This window comes from Rhodomicrobium sp. (genome assembly GCF_047605405.1).
Taxonomy (GTDB): Bacteria; Pseudomonadota; Alphaproteobacteria; order Rhizobiales; family Rhodomicrobiaceae; genus Rhodomicrobium; species Rhodomicrobium lacus.
In genome coordinates this window covers 25,078-46,413 of record NZ_JASGFR010000029.1, presented here as the reverse complement: position 1 = coordinate 46,413, position 21,336 = coordinate 25,078, and the positions used below count along the sequence as shown (strand labels likewise).

General features: G+C 59.1%; 20 protein-coding genes. 19 read left to right on the top strand and 1 reads right to left on the bottom strand.

Annotation, left to right across the window (positions count from 1 at the left end):
* Positions 1–10: 10 nt before the first annotated feature.
* The gene (locus QM659_RS12370) at positions 11–565 is read right to left on the bottom strand and encodes a hypothetical protein (RefSeq protein ID WP_415188633.1); all 555 of its coding nucleotides are present in this window, start codon (positions 563–565) and stop codon (positions 11–13) included.
* A 204-nt stretch (positions 566–769) separates the two neighbouring features.
* Here QM659_RS12370 and QM659_RS12365 point away from each other — a divergent pair, with 204 nt between their 5' ends.
* The 19 genes from QM659_RS12365 to QM659_RS12275 all read left to right on the top strand — a co-directional run bounded on the left by QM659_RS12365 (position 770) and on the right by QM659_RS12275 (position 21,312).
* Positions 770–2,530 (top strand): methyl-accepting chemotaxis protein, encoded by a 1,761-nt coding sequence (locus tag QM659_RS12365; RefSeq protein ID WP_415188632.1) that lies wholly within the window; start codon positions 770–772, stop codon positions 2,528–2,530.
* Positions 2,531–2,851: 321 nt separating this feature from the next.
* A complete protein-coding gene (locus QM659_RS12360; protein WP_415188631.1) occupies positions 2,852–3,817 on the top strand; it encodes a flagellin in 966 nt (321 codons plus the stop codon).
* 181 nt (positions 3,818–3,998) lie between these two features.
* Positions 3,999–5,525: a flagellar basal-body MS-ring/collar protein FliF gene (gene fliF, locus QM659_RS12355; RefSeq protein ID WP_415188630.1), complete on the top strand. Its 1,527-nt coding sequence runs from the start codon at positions 3,999–4,001 to the stop codon at positions 5,523–5,525.
* 575 nt (positions 5,526–6,100) lie between these two features.
* Positions 6,101–7,195: a flagellar motor protein MotB gene (locus QM659_RS12350; RefSeq protein WP_415188629.1), complete on the top strand. Its 1,095-nt coding sequence runs from the start codon at positions 6,101–6,103 to the stop codon at positions 7,193–7,195.
* Positions 7,196–7,299: 104 nt separating this feature from the next.
* A complete protein-coding gene (locus tag QM659_RS12345) occupies positions 7,300–8,358 on the top strand; it encodes a hypothetical protein (RefSeq protein ID WP_415188628.1) in 1,059 nt (352 codons plus the stop codon).
* A complete protein-coding gene (locus tag QM659_RS12340; protein WP_415188627.1) occupies positions 8,355–9,872 on the top strand; it encodes a flagellar hook-length control protein FliK in 1,518 nt (505 codons plus the stop codon). Before QM659_RS12345 ends, QM659_RS12340 begins: the two co-directional genes overlap by 4 nt.
* Positions 9,826–10,419: a transglycosylase SLT domain-containing protein gene (locus QM659_RS12335; RefSeq protein WP_127078170.1), complete on the top strand. Its 594-nt coding sequence runs from the start codon at positions 9,826–9,828 to the stop codon at positions 10,417–10,419. The genes QM659_RS12340 and QM659_RS12335 overlap by 47 nt, the downstream gene beginning before the upstream one ends.
* Positions 10,420–10,511: 92 nt before the next feature.
* The gene (locus QM659_RS12330) at positions 10,512–10,907 is read left to right on the top strand and encodes a response regulator (RefSeq protein WP_127078168.1); all 396 of its coding nucleotides are present in this window, start codon (positions 10,512–10,514) and stop codon (positions 10,905–10,907) included.
* Between the two features lie 73 nt (positions 10,908–10,980).
* Entirely contained in the window at positions 10,981–11,706 is a 726-nt protein-coding gene (flgF, locus tag QM659_RS12325) for a flagellar basal-body rod protein FlgF (protein WP_415188626.1), read from the top strand.
* Positions 11,706–13,082 (top strand): FliI/YscN family ATPase, encoded by a 1,377-nt coding sequence (locus QM659_RS12320; protein WP_415188625.1) that lies wholly within the window; start codon positions 11,706–11,708, stop codon positions 13,080–13,082. Before flgF ends, QM659_RS12320 begins: the two co-directional genes overlap by 1 nt.
* A gap of 108 nt (positions 13,083–13,190) precedes the next feature.
* Positions 13,191–14,432, top strand: a complete 1,242-nt coding sequence (locus QM659_RS12315; RefSeq protein ID WP_415188624.1) for a flagellar hook protein FlgE — start codon at positions 13,191–13,193, stop codon at positions 14,430–14,432.
* Positions 14,433–14,443: 11 nt separating this feature from the next.
* Positions 14,444–15,907, top strand: coding sequence for a flagellar hook-associated protein FlgK (gene flgK, locus QM659_RS12310; protein WP_415188623.1), 1,464 nt, complete (start codon positions 14,444–14,446; stop codon positions 15,905–15,907).
* Between the two features lie 14 nt (positions 15,908–15,921).
* Positions 15,922–16,959, top strand: a complete 1,038-nt coding sequence (locus tag QM659_RS12305) for a flagellar hook-associated family protein (protein WP_415188622.1) — start codon at positions 15,922–15,924, stop codon at positions 16,957–16,959.
* A gap of 20 nt (positions 16,960–16,979) precedes the next feature.
* The gene (gene flaF, locus QM659_RS12300; RefSeq protein ID WP_415188621.1) at positions 16,980–17,327 is read left to right on the top strand and encodes a flagellar biosynthesis regulator FlaF; all 348 of its coding nucleotides are present in this window, start codon (positions 16,980–16,982) and stop codon (positions 17,325–17,327) included.
* Positions 17,324–17,803, top strand: a complete 480-nt coding sequence (locus QM659_RS12295) for a flagellar biosynthesis repressor FlbT (protein ID WP_415188620.1) — start codon at positions 17,324–17,326, stop codon at positions 17,801–17,803. Before flaF ends, QM659_RS12295 begins: the two co-directional genes overlap by 4 nt.
* On the top strand, positions 17,730–18,140 hold the full coding sequence (gene flgD, locus QM659_RS12290) for a flagellar hook assembly protein FlgD (protein WP_415188619.1): 411 nt from the start codon (positions 17,730–17,732) through the stop codon (positions 18,138–18,140). Before QM659_RS12295 ends, flgD begins: the two co-directional genes overlap by 74 nt.
* Before the next feature lie 6 nt (positions 18,141–18,146).
* Positions 18,147–18,413, top strand: coding sequence for a flagellar biosynthesis protein FliQ (fliQ, locus tag QM659_RS12285; protein WP_127078150.1), 267 nt, complete (start codon positions 18,147–18,149; stop codon positions 18,411–18,413).
* Between the two features lie 86 nt (positions 18,414–18,499).
* The gene (gene flhA, locus QM659_RS12280; RefSeq protein ID WP_127079770.1) at positions 18,500–20,548 is read left to right on the top strand and encodes a flagellar biosynthesis protein FlhA; all 2,049 of its coding nucleotides are present in this window, start codon (positions 18,500–18,502) and stop codon (positions 20,546–20,548) included.
* Positions 20,545–21,312 (top strand): flagellar biosynthetic protein FliR, encoded by a 768-nt coding sequence (locus QM659_RS12275; RefSeq protein WP_415188618.1) that lies wholly within the window; start codon positions 20,545–20,547, stop codon positions 21,310–21,312. Before flhA ends, QM659_RS12275 begins: the two co-directional genes overlap by 4 nt.
* Positions 21,313–21,336 lie beyond the last annotated feature (24 nt).

Sequence of the window (21,336 nt, the reverse complement as noted above, 5' to 3'; positions counted from 1 at the left end):
GCAATACACTCTATAAGGACTTGATATCAGTGGCGGCTGCCATCAGGCGGTCGGCCATCACCTGGGATGTTTCGCTAGGCTGATCGATACCGTGATTGACGAGATCGACAGCCTTCTCGATCTCGATCCTGAGGCGTTTGGCGATGACCCTGCAGAAACCCTCGACATTCTCCGAGGTGAGTTCCCCGGCTTTCGACTGCATGACTCGAATGAGATAGATCGCCTGTTGTGTGATCGCATTCAGAAGAGCGAGTTGCTTCTCGAAAGCATTCCTGAAATCGACGTCGATCAGCTGGTAAACCGTGATTGCGATGTCGCCGCCACTCAGCGGTGAGCTTTCGAAGTACGCCACGTACGACTTCGGCTTCCAAGCCAATAGTTCATCGATCATCTCGGGGAGCAATACGGGCAAGTTCTCAATGAGGAGCAGCGCCTCATTGTATTGATTAAGAAAATCGTTCGCGATGCCGGATGCGGGATTAATGAGGTGCGGCGCACGCGCGATCAGATCCATGATCAGCGGTTCAGTCTGACCGAAAGTTGGGTGGGGGAGTGCGTTCGACATTGCAACCTGTTCCTGATTTCGAGGGTACTATCCCGTAGTCAGACTAATTTTTCTGCCCAGCTGGCATATCCACTTTTATGTAAATCGCGACGAATATTCCGAGCATCTCCCGCTACACACATTTCGCAAACATCGGAGGCTGGAAACTCCGCCTTAATGCTGTTCGTGTACAACCTGCGAGAGTTTTGAGTGGAGTATGCATCTATGGCCGCCCGTCTGAAAATTTTAACCCGGATCAATATGATCGTGGCCCTCGCCCTGTTCGCCTATGGGGTGACTGCCTTGGTGAGCTTCTGGTTCCTGCACTGGCAGATGGTGCAGGACAAGCAAAGCGAGCTGCGAAATTGGACAAATCTCGTGCTTTCCGTTGCTCGCGCGCAAATGGCAACGGCGGGGGGACCAGCCTCAAAGGTCGGTCGAGAAGCTTATCTCGGTGTAATCCGTTCCGCGCGCTTTCAGGACCAAGATAGTGTGACGACCGCCCTCGCATATGACCTCAATGGCGTCGCGCTCGGTCATGGCACTCCCTCCCAGTCGGGAAAGAATGCGCCGGAAGCAGGGCCGGAGAATCTCAAGAAGTCGCCGCAGACCTTCGCGGAAATTGCGAAAAGCCCCGCGGGCGCGGGCTTTACGCACGGTCCCGAAATCGTCGCGCGCCATTCCTGGACCCCGAAACTTACATTCGTGCAGGCCGCCCCGGAAATAGGAGGCTTTGTCTCAGTGAGTGCCGATGCGGCAAGCCTTCATGAAGCTTTCCTTTATCGGCTCTACGTCCATGGCGCTATCGTATGTGGTCTTCTGGCGGTCCTGGCGCTGGCTGTATGGTGGATCGCTCGCTCCATTCTCAACCCGCTCCTCGATATCGGGCGCGCCATAACGAGCCTCGCAGACGGCAATGTGCAGCCAGCGAACCTCCCGTTCGGTGAGAAGGCTCCCTTGGGGCCGGTCGCGCGAGCTGTCGAAGCGCTGCGCCGCAATTTGATAGAACTGTGGTCACTTCGGGAAGAGGTCACCCGGTCACGAGACCGCGAAAAAGAGCGCGAGCACTATCTGAGGCTCGAAGCAATTCAGTTTGAACAGACGATGGCTGGCGTGGTCGAGGGCTTGAAACGGCAAATCGGCCAACTGCGGCAATCGGCGGAAACCCTTTCCGACGCGGCTGAAACATCGACCCGCGAAGCTGAGATAGCCGCGCGAGTTTCCGCGAGCGCCGCCGACAATTCGAATGCCGTCGCGACGGCGACCGAGGAACTCAGCTATTCGATCCGGGATGTCTCGCAGCAGGCGCACAGTACCAACGCCGTTGTGGAGGTGGCGACGGAAGAAGCCCACCGGACGAACAGGGATGTCGAGAATCTGACGACAGCAACCGAGGAAATCGGCTCCATCGTTGAAATCATCCGCACTATCGCCGATCAGACAAACTTGCTCGCGCTCAATGCCACGATCGAGGCCGCGCGTGCTGGAGATGCCGGAAAGGGGTTCGCGGTGGTCGCCTCGGAAGTCAAGGAACTATCCGCACAAACGGCCAAGGCGACCGATGCCATCGCCGACCAGGTTCAGTCGATCCAGCAATATACCACGGCGGCTATCGCGACCATACAGTCGATGGCCGGAAGGATATCGGAGATTCATAGCTTCACTGGTGCGATCGCGTCAGCTGTAGAAGAGCAGACCGCAGCAGCCCAGGAAATCGCGCAGAATGTTTCTCTCGCCGCTGAAAGTAGCGAGAAGGCGGCGAAAAGCTCGGGCTCCGTCTCTGTCGTCGCGGGCAAGACGAGGGAACAGGCGGCGGCGCTGTCGGGGATCTCTTCCAGCCTCTCCGATATCACGTCGAAGCTATCGAAGAGCATGTCCGAATTCGTCCACGTCATCAATACTGACGACGACGGCGCCAAGTATCTGCCGCCAGTCAGCAGTGGTTTCGAGCCAGCACACCGCGCGCCGGAGCAAATCCACGCCTGACTACGTCTAAAAGCGCGGAACAAGTTGACAAATCCCGTCGCCTTGCGGCGGGATTTTTCTGTCATCGCTCGCTGTTTGACAGGCGACTCCCAGGCCATACAATTGAAAAATCAATGACGATCGATTGAATAGTTATTGATGTTCTTCGAGTTGTCCCGATCTGGCTATTCTTAACGAAAAATTAGCATTTTTCCTGTTTACTGTAGTTACGCGGGAGCGAGGTGCACAAATGCGAAGCACCATCGCAGGCATGATGCCGTTTCCGCGTGCCGGTTCAAGTCCGGTATGTCCCAAGATGCAATCCGACCAAGGGACACTTCCATGACCAGCATTCTGACGAACAACGCCGCCAACACAGCTCTGCTGAACCTCCAGAACACCGTCAAGAACCTCGACAAGACTCAGAGCGAAATCTCCACCGGTCTGCGCGTCAGCACGGCGGCGGACAATGCGTCGTACTATTCGATCGCGACCTCGCTGAAGAGCGACAGCTCGGCTCTTACGACGATCTCCGACTCGCTCGACGTCGCCGATGCGACGCTCTCGACCGCGACGGATGCGATGAGCAAGATCTCCGACACGCTTTCGAAGATCAAGAACTCGCTCATCACCGCTCAAACCCAGGGCGCCGACCGCACCAAGATTCAGGGTGAAATCGCTACATATCAGGCGCAGTTGAAGACGTATGCCGAGGGCGCCAGCCTCAACGGCCAAAACTTCCTGTCGGTCAATTCGGCCGGCACGGGCTACAACGACACCGCTTCCTTTGTCGCCTCTCTGTCTCGTTCGTCCGACGGCAGCGTCAGCTACGGTACGATCACATTCAGCAAGGCCGATACCGCGCTCTTCGATTCCAACGGCAACATCGGCATTCTCGACAAGGTCGACAGCACGACGACCGGCTCCTTCACCAAGGCTGACGGCACCACCGACACGGCTACGGCGGACGGCAAGAGCGTCTTCAACCTCGACATTTCGGCGCTGACCGATGAGGGCGCTGATCTGGCGATGATCAATGCCTACCAGAAGCAGGTTGAAGCGGCGATCAAGTCCGTGACGGCAGCGTCTTCGGTGCTCGGTTCGACGCAGTCGCGCATCGAGAGCCAGAAGGACTTCGTTGATTCGCTTGTGAATTCTGTGGATGCCGGTGTGAGCTCGCTCGTCGACGCCGACATGAACGAAGCGTCGACCCGTCTCTCGGCCCTGCAGGTCCAGCAGCAGCTTGGCGTGCAGGCCCTCTCGATTGCGAACGAGTCCTCGCAGTCGATCCTGAAGCTCTTCCAGTAAGCCGAACCGCGTAGCGGGAGTGCCTGCAACCCAGGCCTCCTGCCACGCGCAAGGTAACGAGCCGATGATCCGCCCTGCTTCGCAACGGGGTTGGGGAAACATGGCGATTCGCGATCAGATTGACGCGTTGACGGCGAGCTTTTTGGGCTTGGGCGCACGCCGCCTTGCTGCATTGGCGGCGGTGGGCATTGCAATTGTGGCGATCATCGGAATCGGCAGCTACTATGTCAGCCGGGCGGATAAAGATGTGCTGTATGTCGGGCTCACGCCTGCAGATGTCTCTCGCATCGGTGCCGCTCTCAAGGAAGCTGGCATCTCCTTCGACGCCAGCTCGGAAGCGAACAAGGTTTTCGTGAACCGGGGTGACACCGCGCGGGCCCGCATGATCCTCGCCGAGCGCGGTCTTCCCAACAACGCAACGGCTGGTTACGAGCTGTTCGACAAGCTCGGGTCGCTGGGTCTGACCTCCTTCATGCAGAATGTCACCCGTGTCCGGGCGCTCGAAGGTGAAATCGCCCGCACTATCGAAGCCATGCGGTCCGTAAGTTCAGCGCGCGTTCATCTCGTCATGTCGGACGCCGGCTCCTTCCGGCGCGAGCCTCAGCCTGCTTCGGCGTCGGTGGTCGTCAAGCAATCGGGAGCGCAGCCGCCCTCCGCAGCCGCCATTCGCCAGATCGTGGCGTCGGCTGTGCCGGGAATGAAGCCGGATCATGTGGCGGTGCTCAGCACCGACGGCACCATCCTTTCCGCCGGCGATGACGGTCCCGGCGTTGCCAGCGGCAAGATGCTGGAACTCGAAAAGCAGGTCTCCCGCGAAATAAACGACAATATTCGCAAGACGTTGACCCCCGTCATCGGGCTCGGAAACTACGAGACGAGCGTCACTGTCCGGCTGAACCTCGACAAGAAGCAGATCAACGAGACCGCCTTCGACCCTGAATCCAAGGCCGAGCGCTCCACCCGCACGGTAAAAGAGAGCAGCAACTCTCAAAATACCAATCAGAAATGGAATGTCAGCGTGGAGCAGAATATTCCCGCTGATCAGCAGAACACGAAGCCTTCCGATCAGTCGAAGCGCGCGAGCGAAAGAAAGGAAGAGACGACAAATTACGAGGTGAGTTCGAAAAGCGTCACGACACACAGCGAGGGCTACCGGGTGGAAAACATCGCCGTGGCGGTGGTTTTGAACAGGAAGCCGCTCATCGCTGCGGCCGAGAGCGCCAAGACCGCGCCGGATGAACAGCTACGGGTTGTGGAGCGGCTTGTCTCGTCAGCCGCGGGGCTGGACTCGCTGCGCGGCGACAAGGCTACGGTTGTTGCACTCGACTTCGCTGGAGGCAATGAGTTCGAGCCGGCGCCGGCGCCCTCGTTCTGGGATCATGTGATGGAAGGACTGGGAAGCTATGTGCTTGCCGCTGCCATACTTCTCTCGACGATCCTGTTTGTGGTGATCGGGCTTCGTCCCTCGCTGCGGATGATCCTTGAAAACAAGCCCAAGCCCGCGCCACAAATCGCCGCCGACAAGCGAAACACACCGATTCTCGACACCGTTGCCGCGCCGGTTGATGCTCTCGCTGAGGATGTCCCGCCCCTCACAACGCTGGGCACCAGTAATAAGGATACGCCTCTGAAATCCGTGGAGAAGGCCATCGCTCGGGACGAGGAGAAAGCCGCCGCCGTTCTCATCGACTGGATCAGGGAGGGTTGACGTGGAAGCGGTCTCGGGGCGCCTGCCTTTGCCGGATTTTCTTGCCCGTCTTGGGGCTCCCTTGGCACGCGAAAGCGTCGAAGCGCGGGAACTCGAAATGGCCGCAGCCTACCGGAAGGGGCTGGATGAGGGCGAAGCGAAAGCCCAGGCGGTCGCCGCGAAGATGCTCGCAGAGAGTGACGCAAGCCATAAAGCCGAGATGGAGGCGGCAAGAAAACAGTGGGTCGAGGGCGAGGCGGATCGTCTCCAGGCCCTGCTGATTCAGTCGTTGGCTGCCATGCAGGCTGAAATTTGCGACGTGGCAGCGCGGATCCTGACACCCATCGTCGAACGCCACCTGACTGATGAAGCTATAGCTCGACTTTTAGCGGAAATCCAAAGGCTAACTTCAGACGAAGGCGTCATAAAATTAAAAATCTGCGGTCCTTCGGATCTGGTTCACGAACTGGCCCAGCGCCTCGATGAGGCAGTGACAGTCGAGACGGTGATCACGAAGGCATGTGACGTGACGGTTTCCGTCGATAGAACCGTAATAGAGACGAGCCTTGGTCGCTGGTTAATGAGTATCGGAGTTCATGAGTATGACGCGACACAAGAAGAACGCGGCGGCGCACGCGGACATCGTGGTCCGCAAGAAGCTGTACAAGGGGGACGGGGACCAACATGGAGGCGTATGGAAGATAGCCTACGCGGACTTCATGACCGCCATGATGACCTTCTTCCTCGTGATGTGGCTGGTGAATTCCAGCTCGAAGGAGCGCCTGTCCCAGATAGCAAACTACTTCAATCCGATAAAGCTCAGTGAAGAGACGCCGCCAGCGAAAGGCGTCGCTGAGGCCATACCGAAAGCGCTTGATACAGACCCTTCCGAGGCTGCAGTGCGGCGGGCTAAGGCCGCTGCCGCAGATCCGCAGGATCGGCAAATCGTCTCCGAGGAAGAGCTTACCCGCAATCCCTTCGGCGTGCTGACCGAACTGGAGACCCGGGCTGAAGAAGCTCTGCGCATCGCTTCGAGAGATAACGTCTCAAGCAAGTCTGGTAGCGAGTTTTCGCGCGACCCCTTTATCGCCGAGCCGCGGTTGATCCAATCTGCGAAGCCGGAGGACATCACGCAGCCGGTGTCACGGTCATCGACTGACCACCCGGAGCCTGCCAAACCGCAAAAATCCATCACTATCGCCGAGAAAGAGCCGACGGAGACTCCTGCTCCCCTGGCAGAGCAGATTTTGAAGGAAATCGAAAATTTTCAAAGCAATCTGCCGCAGTCGTTTCGGGTTCAGGTCTCGGTTGCCAGCGTGACGGAAGGAACGCTGATCAGTCTCATGGATGACACGAAGCGCAGCATGTTCGATGTGGGCTCGGCGATGCCGAAGCCGGACACTGTCCTCGTGATGACCAGGATTGGCGATATCATCTCCAGGTATCCGGGTCAGATCATCATCCGGGGTTACACCGACGGGCGCCCCTTTGCGGGTGATCCCTACGGAAACTGGTCGCTGTCTTCCGAAAGGGCGCGCATGGCGTTCCTGATGCTGGCGCGAGGCAAGATCGGCGATGGAAGAGTGCTATCGATCGAGGGGTATGCGGATCGACAGCCACGCAATCCCGAAGATCCCCTGGCCCCCGAAAACCGCCGTATCGAAGTCCTGCTCAAGGACAAGGACAAATGAGGGCGGCGATTGCAACGTTGTTCGGGGCCCTGCTGCTGATGGCAGGCTCTGGGGCGAGCGGCGCGGAGCGCGAGCAAACGCTGATAGCGGATCTTCGGCAGGATGTGCGACGCTTCGATGAAGTGGCAAGGACACAAGCCTCTTCGCTGGAGATGGCCGAAGCCCGCGAGCGATATGAGGCCCATCTGCGCGAGGCTGAGAACCTCAAACTCATGAGCGGGGAATTTCTCAGATTCGCGGAAATCTTCGTTTTGAGCGGCGGCAGCGTCGAGCTGATCAAGCCGTGGAAGGAAGATCAGTTCAGCGAGCTGGAAAGAAATCTGATCCGCGGGATCATCGCGCATGGCAGCGGCGACGCGAATCGAGCCTCTTCGATACTCCTGTCGATCGATGCCCGCCGGTTCGAGCCGGTATTGGGAGGTCACCTTGCCCTCGTTCAAGCCCTGCTTGCCGCCCAAACCGATGCCGAACGCGCCTTCTCCTATTACACTCTCGCCCGGCTTCTGCTGCCGGGGACGCTCGTGGAAGAAGCAGCTTTGCGTCAGAGTATCGTTCTCGCAGGCGAGAAGCTCCGGGTGCAGGAGTTTTCGAAGGCTGCGCTGAGCTACATCCGGCGCTTCGAAACATCGACATTTGCCGCCGATGCGGAAGCGCGAATCGTCGGTTACCTTCCCCGTTTCGATGACGCCGATGGTGTAGCAACGCTCTCCCAACTCTTGGAAGCGAGGCCGCTGGGTTTTGGACGCTGCCCTGCCTGTTTGCTCACGGATGTTGCGCAACGCGGTGTGTTTTCCGGGCGGCGGTCGCTCGTCACGCTCGCCGCGGGCAAGGGCCTCTCGCTCGTTCAGAACGATCAGGCCCGAAAGCAGCGTCTTCTCTTGTACCAGGCGGCAGTCGACATCGTCACCGAAAAGTATGAAGAGGCGAACGCCACGCTCAATTCGCTCGACCCCGCAGTTTTCGATGCAGATGACGCCGCGCTGCTTTCTGCTTCGCTGCAGTTGGCGCGCAAGCTCCACGAAACCCCCAAGCCGTTAATAGGTAATGAGGTGGCTTTGGCAGGGAAACGGGGGGGGGACCGAACTTTTGTCGGCGGCAAACGGATGATGGAAGCGCAATTGGCCATCGCGAACGCCGATCTGGTCCTGAAAAAAGAAAGATGACAGCGACAGCGATAGCGCAGCCGGCGGCTGCGGCATCCTCGACGTCCGCCATAGTGGGCGCTGAGACGCTCGGCCAGCATAGAGGAAACAAGGGAGGAGCGGAATTTTCTTCCTTCCTCGATACCGCGTCCGACGGTGAAGCACCGGACTCGCGCTCCCACGGCGTTGAAGCCTCTGTCAGCGCAACAACAAGGTTTTCCGGTTCGCTGGCGGACGCGCTAATTCAGGGCGCCGGCCAGCGAAGCACAGGGAAGGATGTCCGCTCCGTCGACGACGCAAGCCGCACCGAGGCAATCGATTCGGAGCTGTCTGAACTCGCTGGGAGCGACATCGAGGACGGATCTCTTTTCGAGTTGGACGACACCGCGACGAATGCAGCAGACGCCTCCGAAACAGACGGAAGTGCTGCGGGCTCCACGAGTGTTATCCCAATGCAGGGGCAGCTTCTTCCGGTGCTCCTCCAGTTTGAAACGGGGGCGACAGCGGAAGGACCTCAGACCGCCGCAACGAGAGGCGAGAATTCCGCGCCCCTTTCCGCGATGAACGACGCGCTTTCATCGAACGGACAAGCCCTCCCGTTCAGCGTCCTGAAGTCCGAAACGCATTTTCAGCCATACGCTGACACTGCGGCGCGTCTCTCCCAAGTCCTGAGTGGCTCGACTTCGTCGCAGAACGCACAGGCGTCGCTATCGGCCGCGAGTGCACCTTCGCTGTCCTCATCGGCGCCATCGGCCGCGTCCGAAACGGAAGCCCTTCGCCAACGTTCGCTTACGTCCGCCGCACTCGCGGGCGATCCCGCATCGGTTGCCGGCTCCGGCGCGTCAGGCAGCGGCGCGGTAACGGCATCGAACAGCGCCGGGGATGCCTCCAGTTCGAGCACCGGCAAACGCGCTTTCCCGTCCGCCCCCGCTGCGTCTGGCTCGGGCGGAGCAACCATGGTCCCTGCGCAAGATGCAAGCGCACTGGGCGAGGCTCTTTCCGCGTCCGCTTCCCCCGCTTCCGGCACCCTCGCGCAGCAGGTCTCGAACGCGATATCAACGTCTTCGTCCGATGCGTCGCAATCCACATCCCGTGTCGCACTTCCGACTGCGGAGGCTACGCAGCCCTTGCGTACGCTTACCATCGGCCTCACGCCGCAAAATCTTGGCGAAGTCACAGTGCGCATGTCCATGAACGGCGGCAAGCTTTCCGTCGTCCTCAGCGTCGAGAAGCCCGAGGCCGCCCAGTTGCTGGCACAGGATCGGGAGGTTCTCGAAGGGCTGCTTCGCTCTACCGGATACAAGGTCGACACCATTTCGGTTCAGCTCGCGCCTCAGCCGGTAACGCCTTCCGTCACCGGCACCTCCACTGCTTCCAGCGATCAGTCGCTATCGGGTTCGACAGACACCGGGTCGGACGGAATGGGACAGAGCGGTCAGAAGGACAGGGGGGAGCCCGGCAATCGGGGCATGAGAGAGGGATCGGAGCATGGGCAAGCTGAGAGCCATCTCAACCGCACTGCTCTTTATATCTAGCCTCGTTCCAGCCGAATCGGTCGAGCCAAACCTGTGCGAGCGCGAGATGGTTGCGGCGGCCAGCAAGTATCAGATACCGCTTGGCGTTCTTTACGCCGTGGGGCTTACTGAAACTGGCATAAACGGCAATCTGCGTGCGTTCTCCCTCAACCTTGAGGGCAAGGCCATATATTCGCTCGACAAGGCGCAGGCGATCGAGCGTTTCCACGCCGCACGCCGCGAAGGGTTGAAGCTCATCGACGTGGGCTGCATGCAGCTGAACTACTATTTCCACGGCGAGCATTTCGCGTCCGTCGACGAAATGCTCGATCCGCACAAAAATGTCGACTACGCGGCGCGTTTCCTGAAGGCGCTCAAGCAACAGGAAAGCACGTGGACTGTGGCGGTGGCCCGGTACAACGCGGGAAAGAACAACAAGGAAGGACAAAAGCGTTACGTCTGCCGCGTTCTGGATCGCCTCGTTCAAAGCGGCTTCGGGGCCTGGACGCCTCAGGCATCGGAATTTTGCGCCTCGGAGAAGCTCCAGACGGCACCGCAATCAAAATAGCATCCAGGTTGTAGCGCGGATAGTCTCGCATAAGCTTTTTCAGCAAGAATGGAAAAAGATTGGGCGCCCGCCCGCGAGCAGGAGACGACACAATGACAGCCGGTTTAAAGATTCTGGTCGTAGACGATTACAGCACTATGGTCAGAATAGTTCGCAAATTGCTGAAGCAAATCGGCTACGACGATGTCGATGAGGCGTCCAACGGCGGAATGGCGCTGGAGCTGATACAGAAGAATTCTTATGGCCTGATCATCTCCGACTGGAACATGGAGCCGATGTCGGGCTACGATTTGCTCCGCTATGTTCGCTCGAATGCAGCGACGGCGCAGATCCCTTTCATCCTGGTCACGGCAGAATCGCGAGCGGACAACGTCGCGGCGGCAAAGGAAGCGGGCGCGAACGAATATCTCGTGAAGCCGTTCAGCGCTCCCGTACTCAAGGAGAAGATCGACAAGGCGCTTGCTGTCGCAAAAGCCGCCGCCGCCTGACGCTTCACCGGGCTCGCCCGGTGTCTCCTGCTTCCATCCCCGCATCTCTCAGCACGCCCCACCGGAGACGTTTATGCAGTCGTCGCTCTATGTTGCGCTTTCCGCTCAGGTGGCGCTTCAGAAACGCCTGGATACCGTTGCCCAGAACGTGGCGAACGCCAATACCGTTGGCTATCGGGGCACTGAAATGAAGTTCGATAGCGTTCTGTCGGCTGCCGATGCGCAGATGACAGCTTTCGTTACGTCAAAAGATAGCGTCGTCAGCCTTGGCGCAGGCGGGTTGGTCAAGACGGGCAATCCGCTTGACGTCGCCCTCAAGGGGCAAGGCTGGCTCTCCGTCCAGACTCCCGCTGGCAGGATGTACACCCGAGACGGTCGCATGCAGATGACGACGAGCGGCATGCTTGTTTCGATGCGGGGTGATCCGGTGCTCGATGCCGGCGGCGCGCCATTGCAGGTCGATCCCAACGGCCCGACGCCGCAGATTGCCGAGGACGGCACGATTACGCAGAATAACGAACGCATAGGCATGATCGGCGTGTTCGTGTTCGGCTCCGACGCGAAGCTTTCGCGGGTCGAAGGCGGCTTCGTTTCCGACAAGCCGGCCATCGCCGCGACAGACCCGGCGAAGAGCAACATGGCATCGGGCTATGTCGAGGAATCGAACGTAAACGCGATCAAGGAGACGGCCAGACTCATCTATGTGCAACGCGCATTCGATGAGGCGGCATCGACGATCCAGTCTGTCGAATCGGGCTTGAAATCCGCGATTCAAGCGCTCGGGTCGCCGACTTCCTGATGGTTGAGCAGCCGCATCGCGATCTTGACGGCGTTCTGCCGCGTTTCGGTCGCACCGCTCTCACAACTCTCGCCGAAGCCTTCGAGGCTGCTCTCGACGATCGGCTCGCTGTTGTGAGCGGCAGGGTCGTGGAGCTTTCGACGGAACACATCCGCGTCGATGGGCTGTCGAAGTTCACGAAGCTCGGCGATTGGGTGTCTATTGCGACCGACGAAGGCGATGCCCTCGCCGAAACGCTGCGGGTGGAGCGCGATACGATTCTGGTGCGCACCATTGAAGAGCGTCACCAGCCTTTTCTCGGCGCCCCGGTCAGGCTTGCTTCGACGCTGAAGCTTCGACCGAACGAGACCTGGAAAGGCCGCGTGATCGATGCGCTTGGCCGCGTCATCGACAACGGCCCGGCCCTGGGGCGCGGGGCGCGTCTCATTCCAGTCGATCAGGCGCCGCCGCTCGCTCTTGAGCGACAGCGTGTCAGCGAACCCGTACTCACGAGCGTGCGCGTCATCGATGTCTTCACGCCTCTCTGTGCCGGGCAAAGGATCGGAATTTTCGCCGGATCGGGCGTCGGAAAATCGACGCTCCTGTCCATGTTGACGCGCGGCAGTTCCTTCGACGTGACCGTCTTTGCCGCCATCGGCGAGCGTGGGCGAGAGGTCAGGGAATTCATCGACGACACATTGACCAAGGACGGAATGGCCAAGGCCGTTCTTGTCGTTTCCACGAGCGATGAAAGCCCGATGATGCGGCGCTTGGCTGCGAAAACAGCCTTCGCCGTGGCGGAATATTTTCGCGATGAAGGACAGCGGGTGCTTCTCGTGTTCGATTCCGTCACCCGCTATGCGCACGCGGTGAGAGAAATCGCATTGTCAGCGGGCGAACCTCCTGTCTCTCGGGGGTATCCGCCAAGCGTCTTCACGGACCTTCCGAAGCTGCTTGAAAGGGCCGGCAACGCGAGTGGCAAAGGATCGATAACGGGCGTCTTCTCGGTCCTCGTGGACGGTGACGACCATAATGATCCGGTGGCGGATACGCTGCGCGGCATACTCGACGGCCACATTGTGCTCGACCGCGCCATCGCGGATCAGGGGAGATTTCCGGCGGTCGACGTTCTGGGCTCGGTTTCGCGTCTTGCTCCCCGCGTCTGGACGCCGAACCAGAAGTCCGCGGTGCGGGAACTCAAGGGGCTCATTTCGAGGTTCGAGGAGACGCGGGATATTCGGATGATTGCGGGCCACAAGCCAAACAACGACGCCGAACTCGACAAGGCTGTCCGTCTCGTTCCCGCCGTATACCGCTATCTGACGCAAAGCGCCGAAGACCTTCGGCCCGGCGAAACGCTGGATGACATGCTGCGCCTGATGCTGCGCGCTTCCTGACTGCCGTAGCGTTTTCGAAGTCGCGGCTGCTCACCCTTCGATCCAAGGTCCGCACAAGCTAAGGAGCCTACAACCAATTAGGCGCATAGGTTGGGGGAGCGATTCGCAATGAGCCTTTACGGACTAATTAACACGAGTGCAGCGGGCATGGCCGCCCAGTCGACGGCTCTGAGCACAGTGGCCGACAACATCGCCAATGTGAGCACAACGGGATACAAGCGCTCGACGACAGAGTTCTCGACCCTCGTGACGAGCAGTGGCTCGGGAGATTATCAGTCGGGCGGCGTGGATACCGATGTGCGCACGGCGATCAGCGGCAAATCCACCACGACATCAACGACCAGTGCGACCGACCTGGCCGTGAACGGGAACGGCTTCTTCATCGTGTCGGGCCCGAACGGCACCCCGGTTCTGACGCGCGCGGGCGCATTTGAGAAGCAGGCTGACGGCACTCTGAAAAACGCGGCAGGATATACGCTTCTTGGGTATCCCGTTGGTACGACGCCGTCTGCAAACAGTTATGCGGGCCTCGAAGTGGTGAACGTCGGCGACCTTGCGATGAAGGCGGTCCCCTCGACGGAAGGTGTCGTCACTTTCAACCTGCCTATAGGCGCAACGGCAGTCACGGATGCCACCAAGCTGCCTTCCGCCAACGCCGCAAATGCGACCTATACGCAAAAAACCTCTTTCACCGCCTACAACAATGCCGGCTCATCGCTCAATCTCGACGTCTATTACACGAAGACGGCCGACAATGAGTGGGAAGTATCCGTCTACAATCAGGCTGATGCCACCAATGGTGGCTTTCCCTATTCGAGCGCCGCGCTTGTCACCGAAACCTTGACGTTCGACCCTACGACATACGCGCTCTCTACGCCAACGAGCCTTTCGGTTCCGGTGCCCAACGGCGGCACTCTGACGCTCGATATTTCGAAATCGACGCAGCTCGATTCCGCCTACACGTTTTCGGCGAACGTGAACGGCAACGCGGCGAGCGCGGTGAAGTCGGTCGAGATTTCGTCTGACGGCACGCTGTCGGTCGTTTATGAAAACGGATCGACGGTCGCCGCTTACACCATCCCGCTCGCAACCGTCGCCAGTCCCGACAACATGACCGTCATCAGCGGCAACGCCTATCTGCCAAATCAGGAGTCGGGCAGCGTTCAGATCGGGACCGCCGGGAACAATGGCTTCGGAACGATCAACTCTTATACGCTTGAGAATTCGGACGTCGATCTTGCGACGGAACTGACGCGAATGATCCAGGCACAGAACATCTATCAGTCCAACGCCAAGGTCTTTCAGACGGGGTCCGACCTTCTGAAAGTTCTCGTCAATCTGAATACCTAGGGGGCTGACCGATGTCGCTGACCTCTGCGCTGAATACAGCCGCCGCGGGCGTTTCCGTTGCCTCTTCTCAAACCGCCGTCGTTGCGCGCAATGTGGCGAATCAGAAGACGGACGGAGCGAGCCGCAAGCTTGCGAATGTGGTCACGATCAACGGCTTGCCGTCGGTTGTCTCCATTACGCGCGTTACAAATGCGGCCGCTCTGAAGAGTTTGTTGACTGCAAATGCCAACGACGCGCGCGACGGAGCGGTTTCGGACGCGCTCACGCAGCTTCAGAGCACGGTTGGCGCAACCACCGTCGATGATACCACATCGCCAACCGCTCTCATCGCGGCTTTGTCGGATGCGCTGTCGACCTATGCTGCCTCGCCTGAATCCCAGGCGTCCGTAGACGCCGTGCAGGCTGCGAGCGATCTCGCCGGCGCGCTCAACAGCGCCGCCGATACCGTGCAGCAAGTGCGCGCGGATGCTGACGCCGCGATCGGCGATTCCGTCTCGACCATCAACTATCTCCTGACGCGGTTCCAGGCTGTCAACGAAACGATTGTCAAGGGAACGGTCGCCGGTGCGGACATCACCGATGCGCTCGACGAGCGGGACAGTATCCTGCAAAGCCTGAGCGCCGAGATCGGCATCTCCACGGTGACGCGCTCAAACAACGACATGGCCATCTACACCGACAGCGGCGTGACGCTGTTCGACAAGACGGCCCGTTCTGTAACCTTCGAGGCCAAGACCACGTTTACGGCCTCCACGCAGGGGAACGCGGTCTATGTCGATGGCGTGCCCGTCACCACTTCGGGTGCCTCTTACGAAATCAAGAGCGGGCGCCTCGCCGGGCTCGTCGAAGTGAGGGACGATCTCGCCGTCACCTATCAGGACCAGCTCGACGAGATCGCGCGCGGCCTGATAACCGCTTTCCAGGAAACCGATCAAAGTGGTGGCGGGGGCTCGCCACAGGCTGGCCTGTTCACCGACGCCGGAAGTCTTGTCGTCCCAACCTCGGGAACGGTTTCCGAGGGGCTTGCGTCAAGGATATCGGTTGCGGCTTCGGTCGTCGCCACACCGACTCTCCTGAGAGATGGCGGCATCTCGACCAATGGCGCCGATCCTTATGTATATAATCCGACTCCAGGCGAAACCGGATACACGGATCGTCTGAATGAGCTGGTCAGCGGCCTTAAAACCGCCCAGGCTTTCGACCCCGTTGCCGACGCCGGAACTTCTCTCAGTCTTGCTGACTATGCCGCTGCCTCAGCCTCATGGCTCGGGGTCAAGTCGCAAGCTGCATCGTCCACGGCGGCCTACAGCGCCACCGTAAAAAGCACCGCTGCGACCGCGCTTTCGAATGCGACGGGAGTGAACATCGATACAGAGCTTTCGAAAATGCTCGCGCTCGAACAGTCGTATGGCGCTTCCGCGAAGCTCGTCTCTGCCGTCGATCAGATGTTTTCCGATCTTCTCAACGCGATCTAGCCGGAGGACGAACCATGGTAAGCACAGTTTCTACATCAGTCCTCTATTCAATTGCGCCTAACGCAGTTGCGGACGCCCAGGCAAAAATCGCGAAGATTACGGCCGAGACCACAAGCGGAAAGATCTCGGATCCCGTATCCAGTCTTGGAAGCCAATATGGGCTCTATCGATCTCTTCAGGCAAGATCGACGAGCCTGACGAGTACAATCACCGCAAATTCGGTTGTGCTGAACAAGATATCGACCTCGACCACGGCACTCACCTCGATCTACAGCGATGCCGAAAAGCTCAGCAACGCCCTCCTGTCCGCAAAGAGCACCGGGGACGTGAGTGCGCTCTCGGCGCAGGCGAAGGGAATGCTGGAATCCCTGATCACCTCCCTGAATGCGGCCACAGCAGGCGCTTACGTTTTTGGCGGCTCCAACACCGGAGCTACGCCGTTGAATGATTATTCGGACTCGGCAAAGGCCGCGACCGCCAGCGCCTTTTCCACGGCTTTCGGCATTACGCAGTCCGACTCTTCGGCGAGTTCGATAACATCCGCCGACATGACATCTTTTCTGTCCGGCGATTTTTCCGCGCTGTTCGACGATGCGTCGTGGTCAAGCAATTGGTCCAACGCCTCGTCGACGAGGGGAACCGCCCGGATCTCCGATGGGCAAACGGTAACGACATCCGTTTCCGCGAATGAAGAAGCATTCCGCCAGCTCGCCGAAGCCTACACGATGATCTCGGACCTCGGGCTCGACAATCTGAATACGGGAACGCAGCAAACGGTTATCGCAGCAGCGCTTGACAAGGTGAACAGCGCGATGGCGGGCATCAGCGGCATGCAATCCACGCTCGGCGTGTCGCAATCCCAGATCACATCGACGAACGAACGGCTCACCACGGAAAAGAAGCTGGTCGACAACTGGTCGAGCGAGCTGGGCGACTCGGACCCGACCGAGGCATCGACGAAGCTTGCCCAGCTTCAAACGCTTCTCGACACGTCATACGCACTCACCAATCGGATCTACAGCCTGTCGCTCGTCAGTTATATCAGCGCCTAAACAAGGCCGGGATTTCAACGATGTATCATTCGCCGTATCAGGAAGTGCTGGCGACAGATGTCAGAACAGCACGGGGGACCGAGCACGGGGCGATCCTGCGCTCGATAGAGCTTCTGCAGCGAGGTGCTGAGGCAGGCCCGCGATCTGCAGAAGCAATCGAAGCCCTTCTCTACACAAAGCGACTTTGGGTCTTCTTCATTGAACAACTGGGATCGCCGGAAAGCAGGCTGCCGAACAAGCTTCGCGCGGATCTGATTTCGATCGGTATCGCTGTGCTCCGCCGCATCGAGGCGATCCGACGCGGTCGGAGCAACGATTTCGGCTTCATCATCGATGTCTCTCGTTCCGTAGCAGAAGGTCTCAAATGAGTCGCCCTTTTTCTGTCAGTCTGAAGCCGGGCGAACGGATATTCATCAACGGCGCGGTCTTGCGGGCTGACCGGAAGGTTTCGGTCGAGTTTCTCAACGATGTCGCGTTCCTGCTGGAAGCCTATGTCATGCAGGCGGAGCGAGCGACAACCCCGGTCCGTCAGCTGTATTTCTTGATTCAAGCGATGCTGATCGAGCCGAAAAGCGCGGACAGCGTCAAAAAATCCGTTGTCGAGATGATATTGGAGTTGGGTGTCGGTGCATCTCACGAATTGGGTGCCGCCCTGGATCAGGTTGAGCAACTGGTCGATGGTGGCCGGTATTTCGATGCGTTGAAAGTTCTCAGGCCCTTCGTGGCCGAGTGTCTCCACGGCAAGATCAAAGACGCAGGGAAACAAAGAAATGTCAGTTCCGGCAACCACTTCGTCCACAGCGACCACGTCGACCGAATCAACGTCAACCAGCTCAACAAGTAAAACAAGTACGCTGGACTATAACGCTTTTCTTCAATTGCTTGTGGCGCAGCTCCAGAACCAGGATCCGACAGATCCCACGGACCCGACACAGTTCGTGTCGCAATTGGCCTCGTTCTCGTCGGTCGAACAACTCGTCAACGCTAACTCGCGGTTGGATACGCTGCTGACGCAAAACGCGATTTCGCAGGGCGCTTCGCTCATCGGCAAGACGGTGACTTCGGCGGACGGCACAATCTCCGGCATTATCAAGTCGATTGAAATCAACTCCTCGGGCTCAGTCGCGACCCTTACCAACGGGAGCACCATAGAGTTGGCTTCCGGCGTCGTGATCTCGTAGGCGACCATGAATCAGGCAGATGCCATGGATCTCGTGAGGTCAGCCATCTGGGCCGTTATCATGGCTAGCGGACCGATGATTGGTGCGGCGATGGCGGTCGGGATCGCCATCTCGCTGTTTCAGGCGCTGACCCAGATCCAGGAAGCGACGCTGACGTTCATCCCGAAAATCGTGGCCGTCTTCGTGGTGGCCATGATGACGGCGTCGTTCATCGGAAGTGTGTTGCTCGGGATCTCCGAGCAAGCTTATTCGCGTATCGAGCACGGCTTCTGAACCGATAGCCGCTTTCTCTAAACTTATCACGGAGATCGAACGTGTCGTCACCCCAGACGACCGGCGTGCAACCCATTGCCGCCGGAATGAGCAATCAGGATGTCGGGTTCGCCTTCGGTATCCTGTTTATCCTCACGGTGCTTTTCGTCCCGTTGCCGCCCGTGATCATCGATATCGGCCTGGCGATCTCGATCGCCCTGTCCGTGCTGATCCTGATGGTTGCGCTCTGGATTCAGAAGCCGCTCGATTTCTCGGCCTTTCCGACCGTGCTGCTGATTTCGACGTTGCTGCGATTATCGCTCAATATCGCAACGACGCGCCTGATCCTGTCTCACGGCGCCGAAGGCTATTCCGCGGCCGGTTATGTCATCGCGGGCTTCGCCGATTTCGTGATGAGCGGCGACTTCCTTATCGGTACGATCGTTTTCCTGATCCTCGTGACCGTCAATTTTCTCGTGATCACCAAAGGCGCGACGCGCATCGCGGAAGTCGGCGCGCGCTTCACGCTCGATGCGATCCCGGGCAAGCAGATGGCCATCGACGCCGATCTCGCCGCCGGCAACATCGACGAAAAGGAGGCGATGGAACGCCGGCGTGAGCTTGAAGAGGAGAGCGCGTTCTTCGGCGCCATGGACGGCGCATCGAAATTCGTGCGTGGAGACGCGATTGCCGGCCTGATCATAACGGCCATCAATATCTTTGGCGGTATCGTGATCGGCGTCGTCAGGCACGACATGACGTTCGCGTCCGCCGCCGACGTCTTCGTCAAGCTCTCGGTCGGCGATGGCCTCGTTACCCAGATCCCGGCCCTCATCGTCTCGCTCGCGGCCGGTCTGCTCGTTTCGAAAGGCGGAACGCGCGGCTCCGCGGAGAAGGTGGTTCTCAGTCAGCTCGGCAACTATCCCCGCGCTTTGTTCGTGGCAGGCGTCGTTTCATGCGTGCTCGCGGTTGCGCCAGGTCTGCCGTTCTTTCCATTCGCCCTTCTCGCCACGACACTGATGTTCGTTGCTTATGCGGAACCGCGGCGGAAGGCAGATGTCGCAACGCGGCTGGCGGCCGCGACCGAGCGCCAGCGCGCTGAAGCGGAGGCGCAGGCCAAGCTTTCAGTCAAGGAGTCGCTCAAACTGTCGGACGTCGAGCTTTGCCTCGGCAAGCAGATATCAAGCGTTCTTCTTCCGGAATTCCAGGAGATCAGCCATCGCGTCTCGATCATACGCCGCAACTTCGCGAAACAATATGGCTTCATCGTCCCGGAGATAAAGCTTACAGACGACATCTTCATGCCGCCCAAAGCTTATCAGATCAAGATCCATGGGGCTGTCGTCGCAAGCGGCGAACTTCGCCTCGGAGAAGTGCTCGTGATAACGGGAGACGGCCTCGTACCTCAGGTGCCGTGCGAGGCGACGCGCGATCCGACTTTCGGCATCAAGGCGGTATGGGTGCCGGATGGGTTCTCGGCGAAGCTGCGCGCGCAGGGCTTTACGCCGATCGACCGCACGTCGGTCCTGCTCACCCACCTCGCGGAAACATTGAGGAACAATCTCTCTCAACTGCTTTCCTATAAGGACTATCGTCGCCTCGTCGACACGCTGGAGCCGGAATACAAGCGGCTCATGGATGAAATCGTTCCTTCCAGCCTGTCGAATTCGACGTTTCACGCCGTGTTGCGGCGGCTGCTCCAGGAGCGTATCTCGATCCGCAATTTGAGCCTCATTCTCGAAGCCGTTGCCGAAATCTCACCACACGCAAAGCGCGTCGAACTGATCGCCGAACACGTCAGAACGCGCCTCGCGCAACAGATTTGCGCCGATTTCTCCGATAATGGGACGCTCAGAATTCTCCGTCTCGGCCAGCGTTGGGAGACGGCCATGCAACAGGCACTGCGCCGTGACGTGAAGGGCGGGATCGTTGAGTTCGACATCAGTCCGGCCCTCATCGAGCAGTTCGCACTGGAGCTGTCCGAGAAGGTCCGCGAATTGATGGACAAGAAGAACAATTTCGTTCTGGTTGCGGGCCCGGAAATCCGGTTCTACGTCCGTATGATAACGGAGCGCACCTTCCCGAACCTGCCGGTTCTGTCGCATCTGGAGATCGCGCGCGGCATTCCCATCGTGCAGCTTGGGGCTGTGTCATGATCTCGCAGGCTCTCGATGCTCTTCCGGGCGGGGTGCTCTCGATATTCCTCGTGTTCTGCCGCATCGGCGGATGCCTGATGGTTCTGCCGGCCATCGGCAGCTCCCGTATTCCGGTGCGCGTGCGCTTGATGGTGTCTCTCGCAATCAGCGTTGCGGTTGCCTTTTCTCTTGGAAATTTCGAGCGCGTGCAGGAGGGGTTGTCCTCGACGCCCTCGCTCGCGTCCCTCGTTCTGATCGAGACCGCAAAGGGACTCGTCATCGGTATAATGGTTCGCTTCTTCTTCGCGAGCCTCAAATTTCTTGCCGTCGCGGGCTCTGCTGCCATCGGCCTCGCTACGCCTGTCAATTCCGTGGAAGACGACGGAGAAACCACGCCTCCGCTGGCCGACTTCATTACTCTGACGGCGGCCTTTTTGTTTCTCGCAACCGACCAGCACCTTGAGGTGCTGAAGGCGCTTCTGCAATCCTACGAGGTCTTGCCCATCGGAACCGGTATCAGCGTCTCTCATAGTCTGACCAGCCTCGTAGACACTCTCAGAGAGGCGTGCCTCATCTCGCTTCAGGTCGTAGCCCCTCTTCTCGTGTTCGCCTTCCTCGTGAACCTGATGTTCGGCGTACTGAACCGCATCGCTCCGCAGACACCCGCCTACTTTCTGTCGATGCCGTTTGTCGTCGGGGGGGGCCTTCTGATGTTCTACTTCATCGCGGGGGAGATGTTCATCCTGTTCATGGGGGCCTTCGCATCCTGGCTTCGAGCGATCTGACCCATGAAAAATTCTTTAGAACGC